This window comes from Kitasatospora sp. NBC_01300 (genome assembly GCF_041435235.1).
Lineage (GTDB): Bacteria > Actinomycetota > Actinomycetes > Streptomycetales > Streptomycetaceae > Kitasatospora.
Genome location: NZ_CP108409.1, coordinates 515,040 through 535,338, shown reverse-complemented (window position 1 = coordinate 535,338; position 20,299 = coordinate 515,040). Strand labels below are relative to the sequence as shown.

Annotated in this window: 17 protein-coding genes and 1 pseudogene; 6 read left to right on the top strand and 12 right to left on the bottom strand. The window is 72.2% G+C overall.

The features are described 5' to 3' along the window. Positions 1 to 183 precede the first annotated feature (183 nt). Complete coding sequence (locus OG556_RS36045; RefSeq protein WP_331743868.1) at positions 184 to 819, bottom strand: TetR/AcrR family transcriptional regulator; 636 nt, start codon at positions 817 to 819, stop codon at positions 184 to 186. A 147-nt stretch (positions 820 to 966) separates the two neighbouring features. Here OG556_RS36045 and OG556_RS36040 point away from each other — a divergent pair, with 147 nt between their 5' ends. Continuing rightward, positions 967 to 1,725, top strand: a complete 759-nt coding sequence (locus OG556_RS36040) for an SDR family oxidoreductase (protein ID WP_331743865.1) — start codon at positions 967 to 969, stop codon at positions 1,723 to 1,725. 66 nt (positions 1,726 to 1,791) lie between these two features. Here the strand turns inward: OG556_RS36040 and OG556_RS36035 are convergent, their stop codons facing one another. The 3 genes from OG556_RS36035 to OG556_RS36025 are packed head-to-tail and all read right to left on the bottom strand — an operon-like array spanning position 1,792 to position 5,563. Then, complete coding sequence (locus OG556_RS36035; RefSeq protein WP_331743863.1) at positions 1,792 to 2,322, bottom strand: (2Fe-2S)-binding protein; 531 nt, start codon at positions 2,320 to 2,322, stop codon at positions 1,792 to 1,794. Next, positions 2,319 to 3,251 (bottom strand): FAD binding domain-containing protein, encoded by a 933-nt coding sequence (locus tag OG556_RS36030; RefSeq protein WP_331743860.1) that lies wholly within the window; start codon positions 3,249 to 3,251, stop codon positions 2,319 to 2,321. The genes OG556_RS36035 and OG556_RS36030 overlap by 4 nt, the downstream gene beginning before the upstream one ends. Then, positions 3,248 to 5,563 (bottom strand): xanthine dehydrogenase family protein molybdopterin-binding subunit, encoded by a 2,316-nt coding sequence (locus OG556_RS36025; RefSeq protein ID WP_331743857.1) that lies wholly within the window; start codon positions 5,561 to 5,563, stop codon positions 3,248 to 3,250. Before OG556_RS36025 ends, OG556_RS36030 begins: the two co-directional genes overlap by 4 nt. Before the next feature lie 396 nt (positions 5,564 to 5,959). On the opposite strand from OG556_RS36025, the gene OG556_RS36020 reads away from it, so the two are divergent. Then, positions 5,960 to 6,625: a maleylpyruvate isomerase family mycothiol-dependent enzyme gene (locus OG556_RS36020; protein ID WP_331743855.1), complete on the top strand. Its 666-nt coding sequence runs from the start codon at positions 5,960 to 5,962 to the stop codon at positions 6,623 to 6,625. 78 nt (positions 6,626 to 6,703) lie between these two features. Here OG556_RS36020 and OG556_RS36015 read toward each other — a convergent pair. The 5 genes and pseudogenes from OG556_RS36015 to OG556_RS35995 all read right to left on the bottom strand — a co-directional run. Continuing rightward, positions 6,704 to 7,033: pseudogene (locus OG556_RS36015) on the bottom strand (zinc-ribbon domain-containing protein); the annotation flags it as partial. A 126-nt stretch (positions 7,034 to 7,159) separates the two neighbouring features. Further along, on the bottom strand, positions 7,160 to 8,683 hold the full coding sequence (locus OG556_RS36010) for a YncE family protein (RefSeq protein ID WP_331743852.1): 1,524 nt from the start codon (positions 8,681 to 8,683) through the stop codon (positions 7,160 to 7,162). A gap of 982 nt (positions 8,684 to 9,665) precedes the next feature. Further along, complete coding sequence (locus OG556_RS36005) at positions 9,666 to 11,066, bottom strand: HAMP domain-containing sensor histidine kinase (protein ID WP_331743846.1); 1,401 nt, start codon at positions 11,064 to 11,066, stop codon at positions 9,666 to 9,668. After that, positions 11,063 to 11,749, bottom strand: coding sequence for a response regulator transcription factor (locus OG556_RS36000; protein WP_331743843.1), 687 nt, complete (start codon positions 11,747 to 11,749; stop codon positions 11,063 to 11,065). The genes OG556_RS36005 and OG556_RS36000 overlap by 4 nt, the downstream gene beginning before the upstream one ends. A gap of 156 nt (positions 11,750 to 11,905) precedes the next feature. Next, positions 11,906 to 13,447 carry a Na+/H+ antiporter gene (locus OG556_RS35995; RefSeq protein WP_331743840.1) on the bottom strand — a complete coding sequence of 514 codons (1,542 nt, stop codon included), beginning with the start codon at positions 13,445 to 13,447 and terminating at the stop codon, positions 11,906 to 11,908. Between the two features lie 362 nt (positions 13,448 to 13,809). Between OG556_RS35995 and OG556_RS35990 the strand changes: the two genes are divergently transcribed. The 3 genes from OG556_RS35990 (at position 13,810) to OG556_RS35980 (ending at position 17,095) form a co-directional block, all read left to right on the top strand. Next, a complete protein-coding gene (locus OG556_RS35990) occupies positions 13,810 to 15,027 on the top strand; it encodes a UDP-N-acetylglucosamine--N-acetylmuramyl-(pentapeptide) pyrophosphoryl-undecaprenol N-acetylglucosamine transferase (protein WP_331743837.1) in 1,218 nt (405 codons plus the stop codon). Between the two features lie 30 nt (positions 15,028 to 15,057). Further along, positions 15,058 to 16,098 carry an SDR family NAD(P)-dependent oxidoreductase gene (locus tag OG556_RS35985; RefSeq protein WP_331743834.1) on the top strand — a complete coding sequence of 347 codons (1,041 nt, stop codon included), beginning with the start codon at positions 15,058 to 15,060 and terminating at the stop codon, positions 16,096 to 16,098. 205 nt (positions 16,099 to 16,303) lie between these two features. Beyond that, entirely contained in the window at positions 16,304 to 17,095 is a 792-nt protein-coding gene (locus OG556_RS35980; protein ID WP_331745401.1) for a nucleotidyltransferase domain-containing protein, read from the top strand. Between the two features lie 25 nt (positions 17,096 to 17,120). On the opposite strand, the gene OG556_RS35975 is transcribed toward OG556_RS35980, so the two are convergent. The 3 genes from OG556_RS35975 to OG556_RS35965 all read right to left on the bottom strand — a co-directional run bounded on the left by OG556_RS35975 (position 17,121) and on the right by OG556_RS35965 (position 19,076). Continuing rightward, complete coding sequence (locus tag OG556_RS35975; RefSeq protein ID WP_331743832.1) at positions 17,121 to 17,354, bottom strand: hypothetical protein; 234 nt, start codon at positions 17,352 to 17,354, stop codon at positions 17,121 to 17,123. A gap of 7 nt (positions 17,355 to 17,361) precedes the next feature. Further along, a complete protein-coding gene (locus OG556_RS35970; RefSeq protein ID WP_063352049.1) occupies positions 17,362 to 17,742 on the bottom strand; it encodes a VOC family protein in 381 nt (126 codons plus the stop codon). Between the two features lie 200 nt (positions 17,743 to 17,942). Further along, complete coding sequence (locus OG556_RS35965; protein WP_331743827.1) at positions 17,943 to 19,076, bottom strand: DUF4185 domain-containing protein; 1,134 nt, start codon at positions 19,074 to 19,076, stop codon at positions 17,943 to 17,945. 381 nt (positions 19,077 to 19,457) lie between these two features. Between OG556_RS35965 and OG556_RS35960 the strand changes: the two genes are divergently transcribed. Then, positions 19,458 to 20,090 (top strand): peptidase inhibitor family I36 protein, encoded by a 633-nt coding sequence (locus OG556_RS35960; RefSeq protein ID WP_371523091.1) that lies wholly within the window; start codon positions 19,458 to 19,460, stop codon positions 20,088 to 20,090. The last annotated feature ends 209 nt before the right edge of the window (positions 20,091 to 20,299 follow it).

Sequence of the window (20,299 nt, the reverse complement as noted above, 5' to 3'; positions counted from 1 at the left end):
ATGGACTGCGCGCGCATCCGTCCTTGCCTCCCGGCGCACGGCCGGCCGTCTCGCCTCCTCAACAGCGGTGATGTGCTGACCGCTTGAGCTCGCCATCGTTTGCCGACGGCGACGGCCCGCACGGTCGCACCTCCGCGGGCCCCTCCAGCACTGGGGCGGCGGTGTGCGAATTCCGGTTTCGGATCAGGCTGGTCGATCGGAGGCGTAGCGGGCGAGCATGGTCTCCACCGCCTGCTCGACGGCGTAGCGGATGTCAGAGGCCGCGGGGCTCCAGTCGGTCAGCAGCATGCGGGGCCACAGGACGTAGTTGGCGATCATCCCGAGGAACTGGTTGGCAGCGCTCTCGGCGTCCGGGACGTCGGCGTTGCCGGCCTCGTGCTCCGACTCCAGGTAGTGCTGGACCGAGGTGAAGTAGGGCAGCTTGCCGAGCTGGAACTGCATCCGCCCCAGTTCGGGGAAGCGGGGCAGCTCGGCGATGACGATGCGGAACAGGGCTGTCATGCCGGGCCGGCCGATCAGGTCGGCGTAGCGGTGGCCGATGGAGGTCAGGCCGGAACGCAGGTCTCCGGCCTGAGGTCGTGCGACGGCGCCTGCGGCGTCACGCTGCCAGGACTCGGTGACGATGGCCTCGAAGAGGGCTGCCTTGGTGGGGAACTGCTTGAACAGGGTGGACTTCGAGACTGCCGCACCTTCGGCAATGCGGGCGAGGGAAGTGCCGTCGTAGCCGCGGTTCAGGAAGAGGTCCGTGGCCGCGGAGATGATCGCGTCGCGCTTCTGCTGGGCGAGACGGCGGTGATGTGCGGAGAGCTCTGCTGCCATGGGTGCAGTATGCCCTAGCTCCGAGGCGAGTCACTTGACTCGCCTCTTTTGGTGCGCCTACGCTGCGATGGAGAGGCGAGTCAACCGACTCGCCTCTGATGGCGGTGCCCGATGTCCCCCTGGTGCCGTGCGATGAGGGAGCAGCCGATGACAGCCGACAGGATCGCTTTGGTGACCGGTGCGAACCGTGGTCTGGGCCGGAGCACGGCTCTTGCGCTGGCGGCGCGCGGGGTGCGGGTCGTGGTCACCCATCGCGGTGATGCGGCCGGGGCCGAGGAGACGGCGCGGCAAGTGCACGCTGCGGGCGGGACTGCCGCTGTCGCGCGTCTCGACATCAGCGACGTCTTCTCCTTCGGAGCCTTCACTTCCGAGCTGAGCGGACTGCTCGAGCGCTGGGGGGCTTCGCGGCTCGATGTCGTGGTCAACAACGCGGGGGTGGGCGTCTTCGGCCCGCTGGAAGCTGTCACGGCCGACGACTTCGACACGGTGTTCGGCACGAACGTGCGGGGCACGTTCTTCCTCATCCAGTCGCTCCTGCCGCTGCTGGCGCAGGGCGCCCACGTCATCAACGTCTCGTCGTCGTTGACTCGCCACACCAGTCCCGCGACCTCGGTCTACTCCGCCTCGAAGGCCGCCGTCGAGGCGCTGAGCCGCACTCTGGCCGCAGAACTCGGCCCCCGCGGCATCCGGGTCAACTCCATTGCCCCGGGGCCGACCGCCACCGACTTCAACGGCGGTGCCATGCGGGATGACGCCGAGATGCGCCAGGGTCTCGCCGGGCAGACCGCGCTCGGCCGCGTCGGCGAACCCGAGGAGATCGGCGACGCCATCGCCACGCTGGCGTCCGAGGGCCTGCGCTGGGTGACCGCCCAGCGCATCGAGGTCTCCGGCGGCTCCTTCCTCTGACCAACCGGGCGAGCCTGTGCCGGGCCGCGGGCAACGCCTCGGCCGGTACCGCTGGGCGATCGTCTTCTACGGGCGGTGGTGAGCGGACGGTTGCTGCCGCGCATCCGGCATGTCGTCCGGGCGCGGCGTGTTCTGCTCGCGGGCGGCCCGCAGGATCGCGCGGCGGATGGGTTCGTAGCCGGTGCACCGGCAGAGGTTGGAGCCGACGAGGGCGTCGACCTTCTCGGGGGAGTCCGCGAGATCGGGGTCGGCCGCCAGGGCGCCGGCGGCGACCATGAGGAACCCCGGGGTGCAGAAGCCGCACTGCAGGGCGTGTTCGGCGGAGAACGCCCGCTGGAGGGGGTGGGGATCGCCGCCCGGCCCGGCGAGGCCCTCCACGGTGCCCACCGAACTCCCGTCGCACTGCACGGCGAACACGAGGCAGGAGCGGACCGCCTCGCCGTCCACCAGCACCGTGCACGCCCCGCAGACGCCGTGCTCGCACCCCAGGTGGGTGCCGGTCAGCCGGCAGTCCTCCCGCAGCACGTCGGCGAGGATCCGGCGGGGCTCCACGTCGAGGCGGTGCGTCTCGCCGTTGACGGTCAGGGTGATCCTCATGCGCGGTCTCCGTCCGGCTCGGCGCGGCGGGATCGCAGGTCCCGTGCCGCCTGGTGCAGCGTCCTGGCGACCAGCACCGCGACGGCCTGCCGCTTGTACTCGACGTCGGCGTACGGCTCCGGCACGGGTGCGGCGTCCTGCTGCGCCGCGATCCCGCCGGCCCGGACGAACGGGTGCCCGTCGGGCAGCCGGTGTCCGTCGGTGGCTGCCCAGGCCTCGGCGCCGATCAGCGCCTGCTCGGCAGCGCGGGCCCGCACCGGCCGGTCGGCGCAGTTGGCCAGCCCGATCCGGGCCTCGGAGACCACCCCGTCCCGCACCGTCAGGGCGGCGGCGACCGCGACCTGGGCGAAGCAGAAGTGCGTACGGCGGTGCTCGGTGAAGCCGACCCCGGTGTCCTCGCCGAGCAGCGGGAAGGCCACCGAGGTCAGCAGTTCGTCCGGTCGGCGCGCGGTCAGGTGCGCCCCCTGGAAGTAGTCCCGGGCCGCGACCGTGCGCGTGCCCCGCGGGCCGGACAGCTCGACGTCGGCGTCCAGGGCGGCGCCCACGGCGCACCACTCGGAGGCGGGGTGCGCCCAGGCGAAGCTGCCCGCCATCGTGCCGCGCGAGCGGATGGGAGGGTGGGCGATGTGGACCGCCGCGCGGGCGAACAGCGCACCGAGCGGGCCGGGGACGGCCCGTGCCGATTCGAACGCGCGGTGTCGTACCAGGGCGCCGATCCGCAGCGTGCCGCCGTCCGGGTCGATCCGGTCGAGTCCCGGGAGCCGGTTGATGTCCACCACCAGCCCGGGGCGCACACGGTGCAGCCGCATGTCGAGGATCAGGCTCTGCCCGCCGGCGAGCACCTGGGCCGTCCCGTCCGCGGAGCCGAGCGCCTCGACGGCCTCGGCCACCGTGCGCGGTACGACGTAGTCGAAGGCGGCCGGCTTCACCGGGCCGCCTCCGCAAGCTTCGGGGCACGGGCCGCCCGCCAGACCGCGTCCGGGGTGAGCGGCATCTGCAACAGGTCGGGGTCGGCGATCCGCAGGGCGTCGGCCACGGCGTTGACGACCGCGGCCGGAGTGCCGATGCAGCCCGACTCGCCCGCGCCCTTGGCACCCAGTGGCGTGCCCGTGCCCGGGGTGCAGGTGTCCCTGACCTCGATGGACGGCACTTCGGTGAAGGTCGGCAGCAGGTAGTCCAGCAGCCCGGTGGCCAACAGCGGTGCGCCGTCGTCCCGGTAGGGGATCCCCTCGTACAGGGCCTGGCCGATGCCCTGCACCGCCGACCCGAAGGCCTGCCCGCGCACGATCACCGGATCGAGCTGCACGCCGCAGTCGTCCACGGCCACCACCCGCAGCAGCCGCACGGTGCCCAGCTCGGGATCGACCTCGGCCACCACCGCGTGGGCGCCGAAGGGGAAGGCCATGCCCGCCTCGAGCCGGTCGTCCACCCGCAGCGGCCCGGTCGCCCGCACCAGTTCGGCCAGTCCGATCGCCGGTGAGCCGCCACGGGCGAGGCGCGCGGCGCCGTCGGACCAGTCCACGGCTTCGGCGGGAACGCCCCACAGCCGCGCGGCCCGCTCCCGTGCCTCGTCGAGCAGCAACTGCGCGGCGTGTTGCAGCATCGCGCCGGCGACCTGGGCGGAGCGGCTGCCGAAGGAGCCCATTCCCTCGGGCTGCTCGTCGGTGTCCCCCTCGACCAGCCGGACCAGGCTCGCGTCCACGCCCAGGGCCTCGGCCACCAGCGCGGGGAAGACCGTCTCGTGCCCCTGGCCGGCGGAGGCCGCGCCGCACCGGACGAGGACCGCGCCGTCCGCCGTGGCCTCGACGCCGCCGAACTCGTGGAGCCCGCCCGGCTCCCCGCCGGAGCGTTCCACGTAGCAGGACAGGCCGATGCCCAGCGGCAGGGCGGCAGGGTCCGTTCGGCGCCGGGCCTGCTCGGCCTGCCACCCGCCGTAGTCCAGGGTCTCCAGCGCCAGGTCAAGCGCGGCGGCGTAGTTCCCGCTGTCGTAGCACCGGCCGGTGGGCGTCCGGTACGGGAACCGGTGCGGCGGGATGAAGTTGCGCCGCCGCAACTCGGCCGGGTCCATGGCGAGTTCACGAGCCAGCAGGTCCATGGCCCGCTCCAGCGCGATCGCCGCCTCCGGCCGTCCGGCACCGCGGTACGGGTACGTCACCATCGTGTTGGTCAGCACCGAGCGGACGGTCGCGTGCACCTGCGGGGTCGCGTACGGGCCGGTGGCCATCAAGGCGGTCTGCATCGGCAGCCCGGCCCCGAGGTGGGGGTAGGCGCCCACGTCGGCGTCGACCTCCAACTCGTAGGCGAGCAGCCGTCCTTCGGCGTCGGCGGCGAGCCGCACCCGCTGGTCCTGCCCCCGGCCCCGGGGCGCTGCCGTCATCGACTCCAGCCGGTCCTCGATCCACCGCACCGGCCGGCCCAGCCGCACCGCCAGGTGGGCGACCACGACGAACTCCGGCCACGCCGCGCTCTTCGACCCGAACGCCCCGCCGGTGTCCGGGACCACCACCCGCACCCGGTCGACCGGCCACCCCAGCAGCGCCGCCAACTCGCGCCGCAGCCGGTGCGGCATCTGGTGCCCCGACCAGACCGTCAGCCGGTCCCCTTCGGGCACGGCGAGGATCGTCCGGCACTCCATCGGGGACGGCAGCAGGAGCTGCTGGCGGTAGCGGCCCTCCACCACCACCGAGGCCCGCCGCCACACCGACTCGTCGATCGGCCGACCGGCCTCCCCACGGAAGACGGTGTTGCTCAGACCGTCGAACAACCGGACCGAGTCCGCCGCCGCCGCGCCCGCGGCGACCACCGCGGGCAGCGGGTCGACCCGGACGGACACCGCCGCCGCCCCGTCCTCGGCCCGGTAACGGTCCTCACCCAGCACCACCGCCACCGCCTCGCCCACGTACCGCACCCGGTCCCTCGCCAGCGCCGGCCACTCCCGGCCCGCCACGGCCTCCTCCGAGGACAGCCCGGCCAACAACGTGTACGGCACCGACGGAAGCCCCTGAAAGCCGGAGGCCGTCGTTCCGGGCGGGCCCGGCTCCGACAGATCCGCGCCGGACCAGGCCCCCACCACCCCCGGCACCTCCCGGGCGGCAGCGCAGTCCACCCCGCGCAGCACACCGTGGGCCACGCCGCTGCGCACGAACGCCGCGTCCAGGCACCCGGGCGCCTCGATGTCGGCGACGAAGCGGCCCCGGCCGGTGAGCAGCCGTTCGTCCTCGCGCCTGGACCAATGCTCCACGCCTGCACCTCCGCGACTCGTACCGCTCACAGGGGAGTTGGCCGCCGCGCCCCGGTGTGCGGGCGCCAACGGCCGTACCCGCTCGGGCGAACATGGGGAGCCCCACCGTACGGGCCGCCCACCCTGGTGCGCGGGCAACACGCGGGCCGGTCCCTACCCGCATCCGGTCGACGGGAACCCCACGGCCCTGCCCACGGGCGCGTTCGGTTCCGGGGCCGTGTCCACGGCGGGCGACTCCGAGGGCCGGCGGGGCGAAGTCGCCACCCCCGGATTCAAAGCCCCGCGCCTTGTACGGCGGTGATGGGCGGATGCACGGTGGCTCCACGCGTGCGAAGCTTCGCTTCGCCGATGCCCGGTTCGGCGCCCGTCCGACTACCGCACAGGAGCAGTGCCCGCATGCCACCGTCGACACCGAACGACAGTCCTCGACCCGCGACGGGCACCTGGGCGCAGGTCCACGCCGAACGGGCAGCCTTGGCCGCCGACCTGGCGGGACTGGACGAGGGGCAGTGGGCCACCCGCTCCCTCTGCGACCGGTTCACCGTCCGCGAGGTGCTCGCGCACATGACCGCCGGGGCGAGCCTCGGCCCGGTGCGGTGGATGGCGGGTGTGATCCGCTGTCGCTTCGACTTCGACCGGCAGGTCGCCCTGCGGCTGGCCGAGCACATGGGCGCCGCTCCGGCCGAGACGCTCGCGCGGTTCCGCCAGGTGATCACCAGCACGACCAAGCCGCCCCTGCCGAGAGTGGCGATGCTCGGGGAGACCGTCGTGCACGCGGAGGACATCCGCCGACCGCTCGGTATCGAGCGCGACTACCCGGTGGACGTCCTGACCGCCCTGGCCGCCTACTACCAGGGCTCCGACCTGCCCGTCCTCTCCAAGAAGCGTGCCGCCGGCCTGCGGCTGGCGGCCACCGACGGCCCCTTCGTCGCCGGTGACGGCCCACGGGTGTCCGGCACCACCCTGGCCCTGGTCATGGCGATGGCCGGCCGCGCGTCCTACTGCGACCAGCTCGACGGCGAAGGGGCCGTCGTCCTGCGCGAGCGCCAGGCGATGGCCTGAGGACGCACCTTCTGCCGGCACGGCGTGTTCCGGGAAGTGAAACGCGAGCGAGTCGAGGATCGTGCGGCATTCGGGGCAGCGCAGGCGCTGCCCCTTGTCCCGCCGCTCCGGAGTGTCCTGCCACTCGTGGCCGCAGCCGGGGTCCTGCCGCCACACCGTTCTGCGTGACCTGGGGGAGAGCTCGGCCGGGCTGATGCGGCCGTTGCGGGTCGGGTGCCACCGGGAAGCGATCTCCGGACCGATCCTGAACGGGGCGGGTCCGACAGCGACGGCTTCCAGGGACTCCAGGGCTTCCAGCCGGGAGGTGCGGTTCTCCTGGCTCCGGCAGGAGGGGCAGCCCGAGTGCAGGTAGGTGTACGGGGATATTCGCGGGTGGTGCCCCTGCGGACAACGGAGGGGTCGTTGCAACAGTGCTGGTCGCAGCCATCAACGAATGGCTGCGACCAGCACTTTCGAACGGAGGTGGTTACGTCCCGGCCGCGGTCAGTGACCGGGCCGGGCGATCTCCGCCTTCGTCTTCTGCCTCCTCGCCGGCTACGGGATGATGACGCCTGCGTTGGCGGTGGAGGGCAGCAGGCCGGCGGTGCCGGCGAAGGCGGCGGTGTAGCCGTCGTTGGCGAGGATCAGCGGGAAGGTGATCGCCTCGGAAAGCTGGGCGGTGCCTTCGGCGTTGGTGATGGCGGTGCCCAGGGCCCGGTTGCCGGTGCTGAAGGTGATGGTCTGGCCGGGCACCGGCAGTCCGGTGACGAGGTCGACCAGGGTGGCGTTGAGGAACGGGTAGAACACGTGCGGCGGGAACAGCTTGGCCAGCGCCGGGGTCGCGGTCAGCGAGGTGGCGTCGGCCACGTAGGTGAAGCCGTTGACCAGGCTGGCGGTGCCACTGGGGGTGGCGACGGTGACGGTGGCCGGTCCGGCCGCCCCGGGCGGGGTGGTGGCGGTGATCTGCGTGCCTGCGGCATTGACGATGACGTTGGTGGCGGGGTTGCCGCCGATGGTGACGCTGGCGCCGGTCAGGTTGGTACCGGTGATGGTCACCACGGTGCCGCCGGCGGTGGATCCGTGGTTGGGACTGATGCCGCTCAGCGTGGGCGCGCCCTGAAAGACGCTGACGCTGTTCGACCCGAAGTTGGCGACATAGACCTTGCCGTTGGGGGCGACCGCCACGTCGATCGGCTCGGTGCCGACGGGGATGGCGGCGCCCACCACGGTGTTGGTGCTGGTGTCGATCACCGTCACGTTGTTGGCCCCGAGGTTGGCCGTGTAGACGATGCCGTTGGGGGCGGCCGCGATTCCCCAAGGGCTGGAGCCGACGGGGATGCTGGGGACCAGGACGGTGTTGGTGGTGGTGTCGATGACCGTCACGTTGCTGGATGCGATGTTGGCGACGTAGGCGTTGCCGTTGGGGGCGATCGCGATGAAGTTCGGCTGGGTGCCGACGGGGATGGCGGCGCCCACCACGGTGTTGGTGGCGGTGTCGATCACCGTGACGTTGTTCGACCCTCGGTTGGCGACATAGGCGTTGCCGTTGGGGGCGACGGCCATTCCGACCGGGTTGGAGCCGACGGCGATGGGCCCGCCCGTAACGGTGTTGGTGGTGGTGTTGATCAGGGACACGCTGTTCGCGAAGAACTGGCTGACATAGACGTTGCCGCTGGGAACGACCACCGCCGCGGCCGGACCGCCGGACAGCGGGATCGGGGCGCCCACGAGGGTGTTGGTGGCGGTGTTCAGCACCGACACGTTGGCCGAGCCGTTGTTGGGGATGTAGGCGTTGCCGTTGGGGGCGACCGTCAGCCAGCTCGGGGTGGTGCCGCCTTCGGGGATGCTCGCGATGGTGACGGTGTCGGTGCTGGTGTCGATCAGCGTCACAGTGTTCGAGCCGCTGTTGGTGACGTAGAGGTCACCGCTGGGGGTGAACGCCAGCCCGACAGGGCTGGTGCCGACAGCGATCGTAGGGTCTTCGGGGCCTGCCGCCGCCACCTGGCCGGTGGCGGCGTGGCCGACAGTGCTGGGGATCGGCAGCAGTTCCTGCGCTGCTATCTGAACGTCCGTACTCATGCGGACCCCTTCGGTGGGGGCTGCCCTCGTCCCGTCGAGCCGGCGTGTAGAAATCGTCCAGGACCGCAGATCCCGCCCTGGGGCACATCGACGACTGACCGCACACTGGGCATAGCCACGGGCCGCTCACCCTGAGGAGGGATAGGCAGCCCGGCGGTTGAATTAACCCTTTCATCCCCGCAACGCCGTTGGGTGAAACGCCACTTCGTACCGAAAGCGCGGCATTCTCGCAGAAACCATCGGCCCGATCCTCGCCTTGACCGTCACCGCTGCGAGTCGGCCCGAGAATGTCCGTTCGAGTTCATTTGTGACCGAACTTCACCGGGCACTGGAGGTGGCCTATGGCGAACTTCTCGCCCAGTGAGGGCTTTCTGCGAACCTTTGTCGGATTTCAGCTTGAGTTGGGGGCAGATAGCGCCACTGGCAGCCGGTGCGGGCCTGGTAAAGGATCGCCCAGGTAGGCCCTGCCCTCGCCCATGCCCACAGCAGGCCGCATCCCCGATGGACGTCAACCCGCGTAAGCATAAGGTGAGTTCGAAACAACGGATGAAACAATCAGACTTTCACAGGACTCCCTCTCGGCGGCAACCACTGAACTCCGGCGCGGTCATGAGCCGGGACACAGTAGTTGGAATCAGTAGGACCAGGCGAGCCGGCGTCTTCTGATCAGCGGGGGGTTGGAGGTCTGTCGTGCGCGGTTCGGGTTGGTCTGGCACCGGCAACCGAACGCGATGTCCCCCAGCCGTTCGGTGGCGAGGCGGCTGCAGTACCTGCACCGGACGTGGTGGGAGTCGTCGGAGTAGGACGGATCGGTCAGCGCTGCCAGGTGGTCGCAGCCGTGCTTCTCCGCGTGTTCCCTCGCCTCCGACACGGGAACCGGCGTCAGGTCCGCGTACGCGCCGTCGCGCCGTCGTTTGCCGCCAACCGGCAGCGTGGTGACGGGTGGGTGCTCGGACGGCGGGTCGGAAGCGTGTCGTCCCGTTCAGCCCGGCAGCCGCAGACGGAACAGCGCCCCGCCGCCGGGGGCGGCCTCGGCGGTGAGGGTGGCGCCGTGCGCGTGGGCGATCTGACGCGCCATGGCGAGCCCGAGGCCGGAGCCGGGCAGGGCGCGGGCGGCGGAGGCCCGGTAGAAGCGGTCGAAGACGTACGGCAGGTCCTCGGGTGAGATGCCGGGGCCGTGGTCGCGGACGGTCAGTTCCAGTCCGGCGGTGAGCCGGACCTCGACGGTGGCGCCCGGCGGGCTGAACTTGGCCGCGTTGTCGAGGAGGTTGGAGACCAGCCGGGCCAGCCGGGCGGGCACGCCGGGGACGGTGCGCTCGGCGGAGCCATGGCCCGCGGCGCCGTCCGCGTCGTTGTCCAGGGCGAAGGAGATCGCCGGCCAGTGGCCGCGCGCGGTGTCGACGCAGTGCTCGACGAGCCGGCCGACCGCGACCTGTTCCAGCAGCGGCTGCGGCTCCTCGTCGCGGGCCAGCTCGATGAGGTCGTTCACCATCCCGGTCACCTCGCGCAGCTGGCGGTGCAGCGCGGCCGCCGCCCGCTCCCGCTGGCCCTCGGTCAACCGGTCGGCGCGGGCCAGCAGTTCGGCGTTGGTGCGCAGCGCCGTCAGCGGGGTGCGCAGCTCGTGCGAGGCGTCGGCGACGAGCCGGCGCTGGGCGGCCACGGACTGCTCCAGTTCGCCCAGCATGGTGTTGAAACTGCCTGCCAGCCTGGTCAGTTCGTCCTCCCGGCGCCCGGGCGGCAGCTCGATCCGCAGCCCCGCGTCCCGGGTGTCGGCGATCCGCTCGGCGGTGCGGGTCAGCCGGGCGACCGGGGCGAGGGCGGTGCGGGCCACGGCGCGCCCGAGTACGGCGGCCAGCAGCAGGCCCGCCGCCGCGACGGCCGCCATCAGCGCGCCGGCCTGCCGCACCCCCTCCTGGACGCTGTCGGCGCGCAGCGCGACCTGGACGGCCTGCCGGGTGCCCGGCGGCGCCGCGATCATCGGGGTGGTGAGCATCCGGGCCGGGTGGCCGCCGATGGTGAGGTCGGTGAAGTAGCCGGCCCGCTGCCGGTTCGCGACCTGGCGGGTGTCCGGTGTGACGGGCAGCAGGTACTGCTCGTTCGGCGCCTTGCCGGGGTCGGCGGAGACGATCTGCGCGCACGCCGGGGCGGCCAGGAAGTTGCACTCGCCGTAGACGACCTGCGGCCCCTGGTCGCGGTGCTGCTGCTGCACCAGGGTCGCCTGCTGGGTGAGGTGCTGGTCGAGCTGGTGGTTGAGCTCGTAGCGGACGATGCTGAACGCGGCCGCGCTGATCCCGAGCGCCACCACGGCGACCGCGGCCGTGCAGGCGAGGGCCAGCCGGGTGCGCAGCGGGCGCCGGCGCCGCCAGCGCGCGTGCGCCCTCAAGCCCGGTCCAGCCGGTAGCCGACCCCGTGCACCGTGTGCACCAGCCGGGGTTCGCCGCCGGCCTCCAGCTTGCGGCGCAGGTAACCGACGTAGACGGCGAGGGAGTTGGAGTCGGGGCCGAAGTCGGCGCCCCACACCCGCTCCATGATCACCTCGCGCGGGAGCACCTGGCCGGGGTGGCGCAGCAGCACCTCCAGCAGCGCGAACTCGGTGCGCGAGAACTCCACCGGCCGCCCGGCCCTGCTCCCGGTCCGGGTGGCCGGGTCGACCTCCAGGTCGGCGAAGCGGTAGCCGGGCTCCTCGGCGGCCGGGGCGCTGCGCCGCAGCAGGGCGCGCAGCCGGGCGGTCAGCTCGTCCAGGGCGAACGGCTTGATCAGGTAGTCGTCGGCCCCCGCGTCGAGGCCGTCGACGCGGTCGCTCACCGAGTCGCGCGCGGTCAGCACCAGGATCGGGAGCCGGTCGCCCAGGGCCCGCAGCCGGCGGCAGACGGCCAGCCCGTCGAGGACGGGCATCATCAGGTCGAGGACCATCGCGTCGGGCTGCCAGCCGGCCACCTCGCTCAGCGCCGCCAGCCCGTCGGCGGCGCCGCGCACCTGGTAGCCCTCGACGGCCAGCCCGTCCTCGACGGCGGCCCGTACCTCCGGATCGTCGTCGACGACCAGCACTCTCTGCCCGTTGCTCATGCGACAACCCTCTCAGAACGAATCTGAGAAGCCTCTTAGCTCGTCCTCGCGGCGGGGGCGGGGCGCTGCTGGCCGGGGTCACCTCTGTGCCGCTGCTGGGCCCTGTCACGGCCGGTCAGGGGCGCCTGAAACCCCGGCCGGGACGAGCGGGCAGGCTCAGCCGAGTGCGGCTTCCTCCCGGTCGAGGTCGTGCTGGAGCGTCCGTCGGGTGGTGTCGCTGATTCGGTGCTCGTCGTAGAGGCGGTGCAGTTCGGCGTTCTGAACGGAGATCACCACGTGCCGCAGTTCGCGGTATGTGGCGTCCACCGTGCTGCCGTCCGGGCCGTAGACACTGTGGTCGAGGCGGGCGCTCAGCGCGCGTCGGACCCGGTCGATCACGGCCTCGGGCATGGCCTCCAGAGTGGCGAGTTCCTCGATGTGGGCGAGTGCGGCGTGGTTGAGGGTGTCGCGGGCCTCGGCCTCCTCGCGGGCGGTGTGCTCCGGCTCCAGGGCCAGGCCGGAGCGGTTGACCACGGCCGCCAGGCTCAGGCCCTGGACGACCAGGGTGAACACCACGACCGCTGTGGTCAGCACCAGCACCAGCGGGCGGCCGGCCAGCGCGGTGCCGTTGCTCGCGACGAGCGGGATCGACAGGGCTGCGGCCAGCGGCATCACGCCGCGGGTGCCGGCCCAGGTCACCACCCCGGCGACCCGCCAGGACATCCGGCCCCGGGAGGGCTTGACCGCGTGGGTCAGCGGCAGCGTGGACAGCACGCGGACGGCGATGAGCACGGAGGTCAGGGCGAGGGCCTGCAGTGGCCACCAGCCGCTGCCCTTGGGCAGGTCCCGGACCAGCGCGGGCAGTTCCAGGCCGACGATGCTGAAGACGACGCTCTCCAGGATGAACACGGCCACCGCGTAGACGGCGTGCAGTTGGAGGCGGATGTGGGCGTCGGTGAGGCGGTGTCCGGTACGGCCGAGCAGCACGCCGGCGACCACGACCGACGTGATGCCGGAGGTGTGCGCGGCCTCAGCCACCACGTACGCCGTGTACGGGGTGATCAGAGCTATCACGGTCTCCAGCACCGGGTCGGTGGTGCGGCGGCGGATCAGCCACACCAGGCCCGCGACCGCCGCGCCGATCAGGCTTCCGCCGCCTCCCAGCAGCAGGAACTCCCCGCCGGCCGCAGGCAGGCTCACCGCACCGCCTGCCGCGACGGCGATGCCGACGGCCACCTTGAACAGCACCAGCGAGGTGGCGTCGTTGAACAGGCTCTCCGCCTGCACCAACACCTGGACCCGCCCTGGCAGCGCGAGTCGGCGGCCGAGCGCGGTGACCGCCACCGGGTCGGTACTGGCCAGCACGGCACCCAGGACGAAGGCCATCGCGGGCGGCAGCCCGGTCACCGCGACCGCCACGAAGCCGACCGCCGCCGCCGACGCGAAAACCAGGCCGAAGGCAAGGACCGTCACGGGCTTCCACACCGCGCGCAGGTCACGCAACGAGAGTCCCTCGGCGGAGGCGTACAGCAGCGGGGGCAGCACGACCAGCGCAATCGTCTGCGGAGGGACGTGCAGCGCGGGCACACCGGGTATCAGCGCCACCCCGAGACCTGCCAAGACCAGCAGAGAGGGAGCGGGCACACGCCAGCGGCGGGCGAAGGTGGACACGGCGGTGGCCAGGACTACCAGGAAGAGGACGATCCCCACGGCACGCATCTACGAAAAGACCCCATCACAGAAAACGGGGTCGCCGCCGCCCGATCGCTGCAGTCGTTCCCCGCGCCGACCAGGCTTCCCGGCACACCGTAAGTGATTTTATCGGGACTTCAGGAGTGCTTGGCAGGGGCGGAGGCAGGGCGCACGGTGCGACCCCTGGTAGGCGCTCTCGACCGAAGAGGCGCACGACGAGACTTCCCTGCGCGGAACTCCTCGCCGTACGACGTCCGTCGGCACCCAGAACACCTGCCGACCTGCCGATCCGTGGTCAGCGCACCCTTCACGATCGGCTTCAACACGCCGATCCAACAGGGAACGAGACTCTGAGAAGTCTCTTAGGCCGCCTCAGCAAGCTCGACGGCATGCGGACAGAACACGGCAACCACGGCACCCACGCCAACCACGATCCGGCCCGCCCCCTGTCGGTGGTGATCGGCGCCGGCGGCACCGGCGGACACATCTACCCGGGCCTCGCACTGGCCGAGGCGCTGCGCAGAGCCGACCCGCGGGCCGTGATCTCCTTCGTCGGTACCGAACGCGGGCTGGAGACCACCCTCATCCCGCAGGCCGGCTACCGGCTGCACACCGTCGACATGATCCCCTTCGACGCCTCCCTCGGCGCGCGCCGCTACCTGCTGCCCGCGGCGCTGCTGCGCTCCGGCCGGGACTGCCGGGAGATCCTGCGGGCCCAGGGCGCGCAGGTCGCGGTCGGCATGGGCGGCTACCCGAGCGCGCCGGTGATCGTCGGCGCCAGGATGGCCGGTCTGCCGAGCGTGGTGCACGAGTCGAACGCGGTGCCCGGGCGGGCCAACCGCTTCGCCGCCCGGCTCACCCCGCACATCGCGCTCGCCTTCGACCGCACCCGCGAGCACCTGCCCGCCGGCCGCTCGGCGCAGACCGTCGGGATGCCGCTGGTCGGCGCCGTCGCCCAGCTCGACCGGGCGGCGCTGCGCGCCGAGGCCCGTCGGCACTTCGCCGTCCCGGACGGCGTCCGGCTGCTGGTCTTCAACGGCGGCAGCCTCGGCGCCGCCCGGCTCACCGCGGCGGCCGTCGAACTGGCCGGACGCTGGCGTCACCGCACCGACCGTCGGCTGCTGATCAAGACCGGCCCGGCCGCGCTGGCACAGGTCCGGGCGGCGCTGGACGGCAACCCGGTGGCGCACGCCGTCGCCTACCTGGACCGGATGGACTTCGCCTACGCGGCCGCCGACCTCATGGTGTGCCGGGCCGGCGCGGCCACCGTCGCCGAACTCTCCAGCCTCCGGATGCCCGCCGTGCTGGTGCCCTACCCGCACGCGCCGCACGACCACCAGACCCACAACGCACGCGTCCTCTCCGACGCGGGCGCCGGCCTGCTGCTGCCGGACGGCGAGTGCACCGGCGAACGGCTGGCCGCCCTGGTGGAACCGCTGCTCGCCGACCCGGCCCGGCTCGCCGCGATGGCGCAGGCCGCCGACCCGGGCGACCACGCGCGCGCCGCCGACCTGCTGGCCGCCAAGGTGCTCCGCGTCATCGGCCGGACCCCGGCGCCTGCGCCGCCCGCCGTCCCCGCTCCCGTCCCCGCCCCGTACGACCGCTGACCACCCGCCCCGAACCACCGGAGGACCACCATGAACCACCGCACCGCCCCGACCACCGCCCCGAACACCCCTGCCGCCCACCAGGACTGGACCGGCCGGACCGTCCTGGTCACCGGCGCCGAAGGCTTCATCGGCAGCACCCTCGTCGACCTGCTGGTCGCCCGCGGCGCCCGCGTCCGGGCCCTGGTCCACTACAAGCCGTACGCCGAGCGCGGATACCTCGCCCACTACCTGGCCGACCCCGACAGCCCCGTCGAGATGCTCGCCGGCGACGTCCGCGACGCCGGCCGGGTCCTGGACGCCGTCGCCGGCTGCGACACCGTCTTCCACCTCGCCGCGCTCATCGGCATCCCCTACAGCTACCAGGCCCCCGAGGCCTACGTGCAGACCAACGTCGTCGGCACCCAGAACGTCGCCGCCGCCTGCCTGCGGCACGGCGCCCGCCTCGTGCACACCTCCACCAGCGAGGTGTACGGGACCGCGATCACCGCACCCATCGACGAGCACCACCCGCTCCAACCGCAGTCCCCCTACTCCGCTTCGAAGATCGGCGCGGACATGATGGCACTCTCCTACTGGCACGCCTTCGAACTGCCGGTCGCCGTCGTCCGCCCGTTCAACACCTACGGCCCGCGCCAGTCCGCCCGCGCCGTCATCCCCACCATCCTGGCCCAACTCCACTCCGGCGCACGGGAGATCAGGCTCGGCTCGACCACCCCCACCCGGGACTTCACCTACGCCACCGACACCGCGGAAGGCTTCCTGGCCATCGCCCGCGCCGACCGCACGCTCGGCGAGACCGTCAACCTCGGCACCGGCAGCGAGGTGTCCATCGGCGACCTGGCCAAGGCCCTGATCGTCGCCTCCGGCCGGGACGCCGACATCGTCGTCGACCCGACCCGGCTGCGCCCCGGAGGCAGCGAGGTCGAACGGCTGCTCTCCGACAACCGCAAGGCGCGCGACCTGGCCGGCTGGCAGCCCCAGGTCGGCCTGGACGAGGGCCTGCGCCACACCTCCGACTGGGTCGCCGAACACCTGCACCTCCTCGCCCCGGACCGCTACCAGGTCTGACTCCGCCCCCTCGCGGCCAACCGCCCCATCAGGAAGGGGACTTGGCGCCGGAGCCCACCCGTCGGCTCCGGCGCCAGGACCCCGATCCGGTCCGACGGGCGCATCCGTCCCCGAAGCCCCCGCATCCGGTGAGCACCGGCGGAAACGGCTGGCCCGACACGTCGGTGACTGCCAGACTCGACCCGTGCGAGCGATCATCGAGGAGATGGCCAACCGCCTGGCCGAGGTGCCGGGCGTCGTCGGAGTCATGCTCGGCGGCAGCCGGGCCCGCGGAGAGCACCGGCCGGATTCGGACTGGGACCTCGGCGTCTACTACCGTGGCGGGCTCGATCTCGCCGCGTTGCGCGCGCTGGCCGGCCCCGGGGTGGAGGTGGCCGGCCCGGGCGGCTGGGGCCCGTGGGTGAACGGCGGCGCGTGGCTGCACGTCGACGGCGTGGCGGTGGACTGGATCCTGCGGGACGTGGACCGGGTCGAGCAGGTGTGGGCGGACTGCCGCGAGGGCCGGTACGAAGTCGGCGTGCAGGCGGGACATCCCCTCGGCTTCTGGTCGCCCTGCTACGCGGGCGAGGTGGCGCTCGGCCAGGTCCTGGCCGACCCCGCCCGCGAGCTGACGACCATTCGGCAGGAGGCCGCGACCTACCCCGAGCCGTTGCGAGAGGCCTTGACGGCGGGAGCCTGGGAGGCGGAATTCCTGGTCGGCGCCGCAGCGAAGGGCGCGGCACGGGCGGACACGCTGTACGTCGCGCTCTGCCTCTCCCGGGCCGTCGGCGTGCTGGTGCAAGCGATGTTCGCCGACGACCGGCGCTGGTGCCTCAACGAGAAGGGCGCACTGGCCGTCGCCGAGACACTTCCGAGCGCGCCAACCGGCTTCGGCCCACGAGTCCGCCACCTGCTGGGGGCGCCCGGAGAGAGCGCCGAACCGCTGACGGCCACCGTGGCCGAGGCACGGCTGCTGGTCGAGGAGACCCTCGCCGCGCTCCGGAGCCACACGGAGTAGCAGCACACACCTTGATCCGGGCGTCTTACTGCTGGCGGCCCGTCAGCTCGCCCAGCTGCGGGAAGTGGCGCTTCAACGGATCGACGTCCGTCCGCACCGGCGCCGGGGTCGTCGCGGCGGCGGTCGGGCGGCCGTCCTCACCCTGCCTGGCGGCGACGCTCTCCGGCACGGACGCACAGCCCGAGGCGAGCAGCGCCGCGGCAGGAATCACCAGCAGAATCCGGGCGCCGCCCGCTCGCTGCTCCACCTTCATCTTCACCGGCGCATCAGAGCGGGTCGATGCGGGCCTTGAGCAGACAGAACTCATTGCCCTCGGGGTCGGTCAGGACGTGCCACTGCTCCTGCCCGGTCTGGCCGATGTCGGCCGGGCGCGCGCCGAGCGCCAGAAGGCGTTCGAGCTCGGCGTCCTGATCGCGGTCGGTGGCGTTCACGTCGATGTGCAGCCGGGACTTGCCCGCCTCCGGCTCGTCCCGGCGGCTGAGGAAGATCGTCGGCTGCGCACCGCCGAACCCTTCGCGCGGCCCGATCTCCATCGAGCCGTCGTCCTCGCGACCGAGCACGACGAAGTCCAGGACCTCGCACCAGAACCGCGCCAGCACCTCGGGGTCGCGGCAACCGAGCACGAGCTCACCGATACGACACGCCATGACGAATACCTGCTCTCAGCCGGGGAACCGCCGGGGAGACCGCACGCGAACCGCACGGGCCTCCGGTAGCGAAAACAACCCCGCGACCGTACCGGAGGAGGCGAGCACGGGCGACATGATTTCCGGGTCGGCGCGGGCCCGCGCCGAGCCGACGCCGAGCCGACGCGAGGCGCCGGTATCGGCCCGAAGCCGGTACGCGCTCAGGACAGCATGTTGATCCGGTACTGCATGATCCGGTAGTTCGTCGGGTCGTACCACTGGCTGACGACGATGTGGAAGTTGCCGAACGTCGAGCCGGGGATGACGAAACCGCCGTACGGGCTGGCGACCAGGTTGGCGATCTCCTGGCCCGGTGCGCAGGGGAGGATCATGGCCTGCTCCAGCGTCGTGGTCAGGTCCGAGGTCGGAAGGGCGAAGACCATCGCCCTGATCGACAGTGCGTCCATGTTCAGCCACGTGAGGACGTACTTGCCGTCCATGGCGCGGAAGCACATCTCGCCCCACTTGCGGGTGCCGAAGACGGTTGTCGGGGCTGGCGCGTCCCACCGCCAGCCGCCGTCGGCGTAGCCCCACGGCTCGTAGGCGTCCGGATTGCCGAGGCTCTCCTTTCGTACCCGGTGCAGCAGCATCCCCGATTCCACGTCGCGGTTGAAGACCGTGGACAGGACGTAGCAGTAGCCGTCGTCGGCCACGGCGTACGTCTTCTGCTGGAACTGGCCGCCGTACAGATCTCCCGGCCACTGGCACAGGTACTGCCAGGTCTCACCGTTGTCGGTGGAGCGCCAGAAGTCGGTGTGGTGGGTGTCGTAGATGACGCCGCGCATGAGGTGCATGTACATCACGCCGTCGACGATGAACACGTCGGACGGGATCGCCGTCGTGGCCTTGTCGCCGACCGGGTTGTGCGGCTCGTCGACCAGGCTGTTGGCGTGGCTGCCGCCGACGCTGCCGTCGATGCGCAGGTTGTTCAGGTCGGCGCTGCTGGAGCGCAGACCGACCGGGGCGCGCCAGTCGGCGGCGCCCACCTGGGCGCCGTCGAAGGTGTCGCCGCAGACGAAGAGCATGGTGCCGTCCGGACACAGCACCGGGATGCCGAGGTCGGTCCACGGCGAGGCGAACGGCCCGGTCTCGACCGGTCCGCTGAGGTTCTTCACCTTGGTCGCGACCGTCGGGCTCGGAGGGTCGTTCGGACCGCCGGCGACCGCCGCGGGGGCGCCCGAGCCGATGGCGCCCGCCCCCACGGCGACGCCGATGCCGATCTTGAGGAGCTTCCGGCGGGAGGGCCCGCCTGCCGTCGCGTCGTTCCCGCCCGATGAGCCCGATGAGAGTGTCATTTCTGTCGATGGCCTTTCCGAGTCGACGAATTCCCGTGGCCCCGAACGGATCGCGCACCTCGGCGGCGACGGGTCGCCACCGGGGCTACGGCGCGCCGTAGCCCCGCCGTCGATCGGTGGGCGCACCTTCACCCAAATTGGCTATGTCACACGGAAGTTCCGCATCCGGACGCGACCAGTCGAGGTGAGGTGAGGCCGAACGTTCGCAGTTGAGCGGCCCACCGGCCACCGGCTGCCCGTGACCGAACCCGGACGGGCGCGGCGAGCAACAGGTGCACTCCCAGGCGCAGGTTTCGATCGATCAGCGCGTGCGTGCCGTTTCGCGCCCCCTGATTGAGGCGCGAGCATCACATATCGTATGCGTATCGCTACCGTTGGAATATGACGCACTCTCGAGTCCGCAGTCTCCTCGTTCGTGGGGTCGTGGCCTTCGTGCTCCTGGCTGCGCCCCTCGGGGCGCAGGCCGCAGCCGCGCCCAGCACGGGCGAGGACGCGCGGCCCGCCATCAGAAACCTGGCCCGTGGTGACCGCGACCTGCTGCAGCAGGCGGTGGCGGCCCAACTCGCCGCGAGCAAGGACGGTAAGCAGACCGCCGCCAACGAGATCACCTACCCGGACGGGGCGGTGGTGGTCCTGCCGCTGCCCGGGGAGTCACAGGCTCCGCCGTGGAGCGGGGACCACCACCGCCGGTCCGCCAGGGGCGCGGACTGGAAGAAGTGCCCGGCCCCGACCAGCGAACCCTCCTACTACTGCTTCTACGCCGACAAGAACTGGGGCGGCAGGAGGCTGCAGTTCAACCTCTTCCACGAGGACAAGCCGGTGTACTTCGCCGACTACGGGTTCCGCGACCAGACCAGCAGCTGGGTCAACACCGCGCGCGGCCTGGAGGTGATCGTGGACAACGACCCGGGCGACGGCCAGTGGCAGATGCTCTGGAAGGAGCCGCCGGAGTCCCTGTCCTCGTCGGTCGGCTACGACGACATGGCCGACCGTTTCTGGGCCGTCCGTCAGTAGCCCTGCCGCGCGCCGGCCGAGCTCGTGACCCCGACCGGCCACTCGGCTACGCCACCCGCCCCGGCTTGTAGTTCGAGGGGAGGGTGTAGACGAACTCCCGCGGGTCGGCAAGCGACTGTTCCAGCCAGACGGGGCACGCTGTGGTAGTCGAGGGTGTAGAGGTTCCGCTTGGGGTCCCATCACCTGATCTTCGCAGGGAATCCCGGCCT

Coding starts and splice junctions, on each gene's coding strand:
- OG556_RS35990 (WP_331743837.1), top strand. CDS start 13,810: ATGCGGACAGAACACGGCAACCACGGCACCCACGCCAACCACGATCCG.
- OG556_RS36020 (WP_331743855.1), top strand. CDS start 5,960: ATGCCACCGTCGACACCGAACGACAGTCCTCGACCCGCGACGGGCACC.
- OG556_RS35985 (WP_331743834.1), top strand. CDS start 15,058: ATGAACCACCGCACCGCCCCGACCACCGCCCCGAACACCCCTGCCGCC.
- OG556_RS36040 (WP_331743865.1), top strand. CDS start 967: ATGACAGCCGACAGGATCGCTTTGGTGACCGGTGCGAACCGTGGTCTG.
- OG556_RS35960 (WP_371523091.1), top strand. CDS start 19,458: ATGACGCACTCTCGAGTCCGCAGTCTCCTCGTTCGTGGGGTCGTGGCC.
- OG556_RS35980 (WP_331745401.1), top strand. CDS start 16,304: ATGGCCAACCGCCTGGCCGAGGTGCCGGGCGTCGTCGGAGTCATGCTC.
- OG556_RS35970 (WP_063352049.1), bottom strand. CDS start 17,742: ATGGCGTGTCGTATCGGTGAGCTCGTGCTCGGTTGCCGCGACCCCGAG.
- OG556_RS36010 (WP_331743852.1), bottom strand. CDS start 8,683: ATGAGTACGGACGTTCAGATAGCAGCGCAGGAACTGCTGCCGATCCCC.
- OG556_RS35965 (WP_331743827.1), bottom strand. CDS start 19,076: ATGACACTCTCATCGGGCTCATCGGGCGGGAACGACGCGACGGCAGGC.
- OG556_RS36035 (WP_331743863.1), bottom strand. CDS start 2,322: ATGAGGATCACCCTGACCGTCAACGGCGAGACGCACCGCCTCGACGTG.
- OG556_RS36000 (WP_331743843.1), bottom strand. CDS start 11,749: ATGAGCAACGGGCAGAGAGTGCTGGTCGTCGACGACGATCCGGAGGTA.
- OG556_RS36045 (WP_331743868.1), bottom strand. CDS start 819: ATGGCAGCAGAGCTCTCCGCACATCACCGCCGTCTCGCCCAGCAGAAG.
- OG556_RS35995 (WP_331743840.1), bottom strand. CDS start 13,447: ATGCGTGCCGTGGGGATCGTCCTCTTCCTGGTAGTCCTGGCCACCGCC.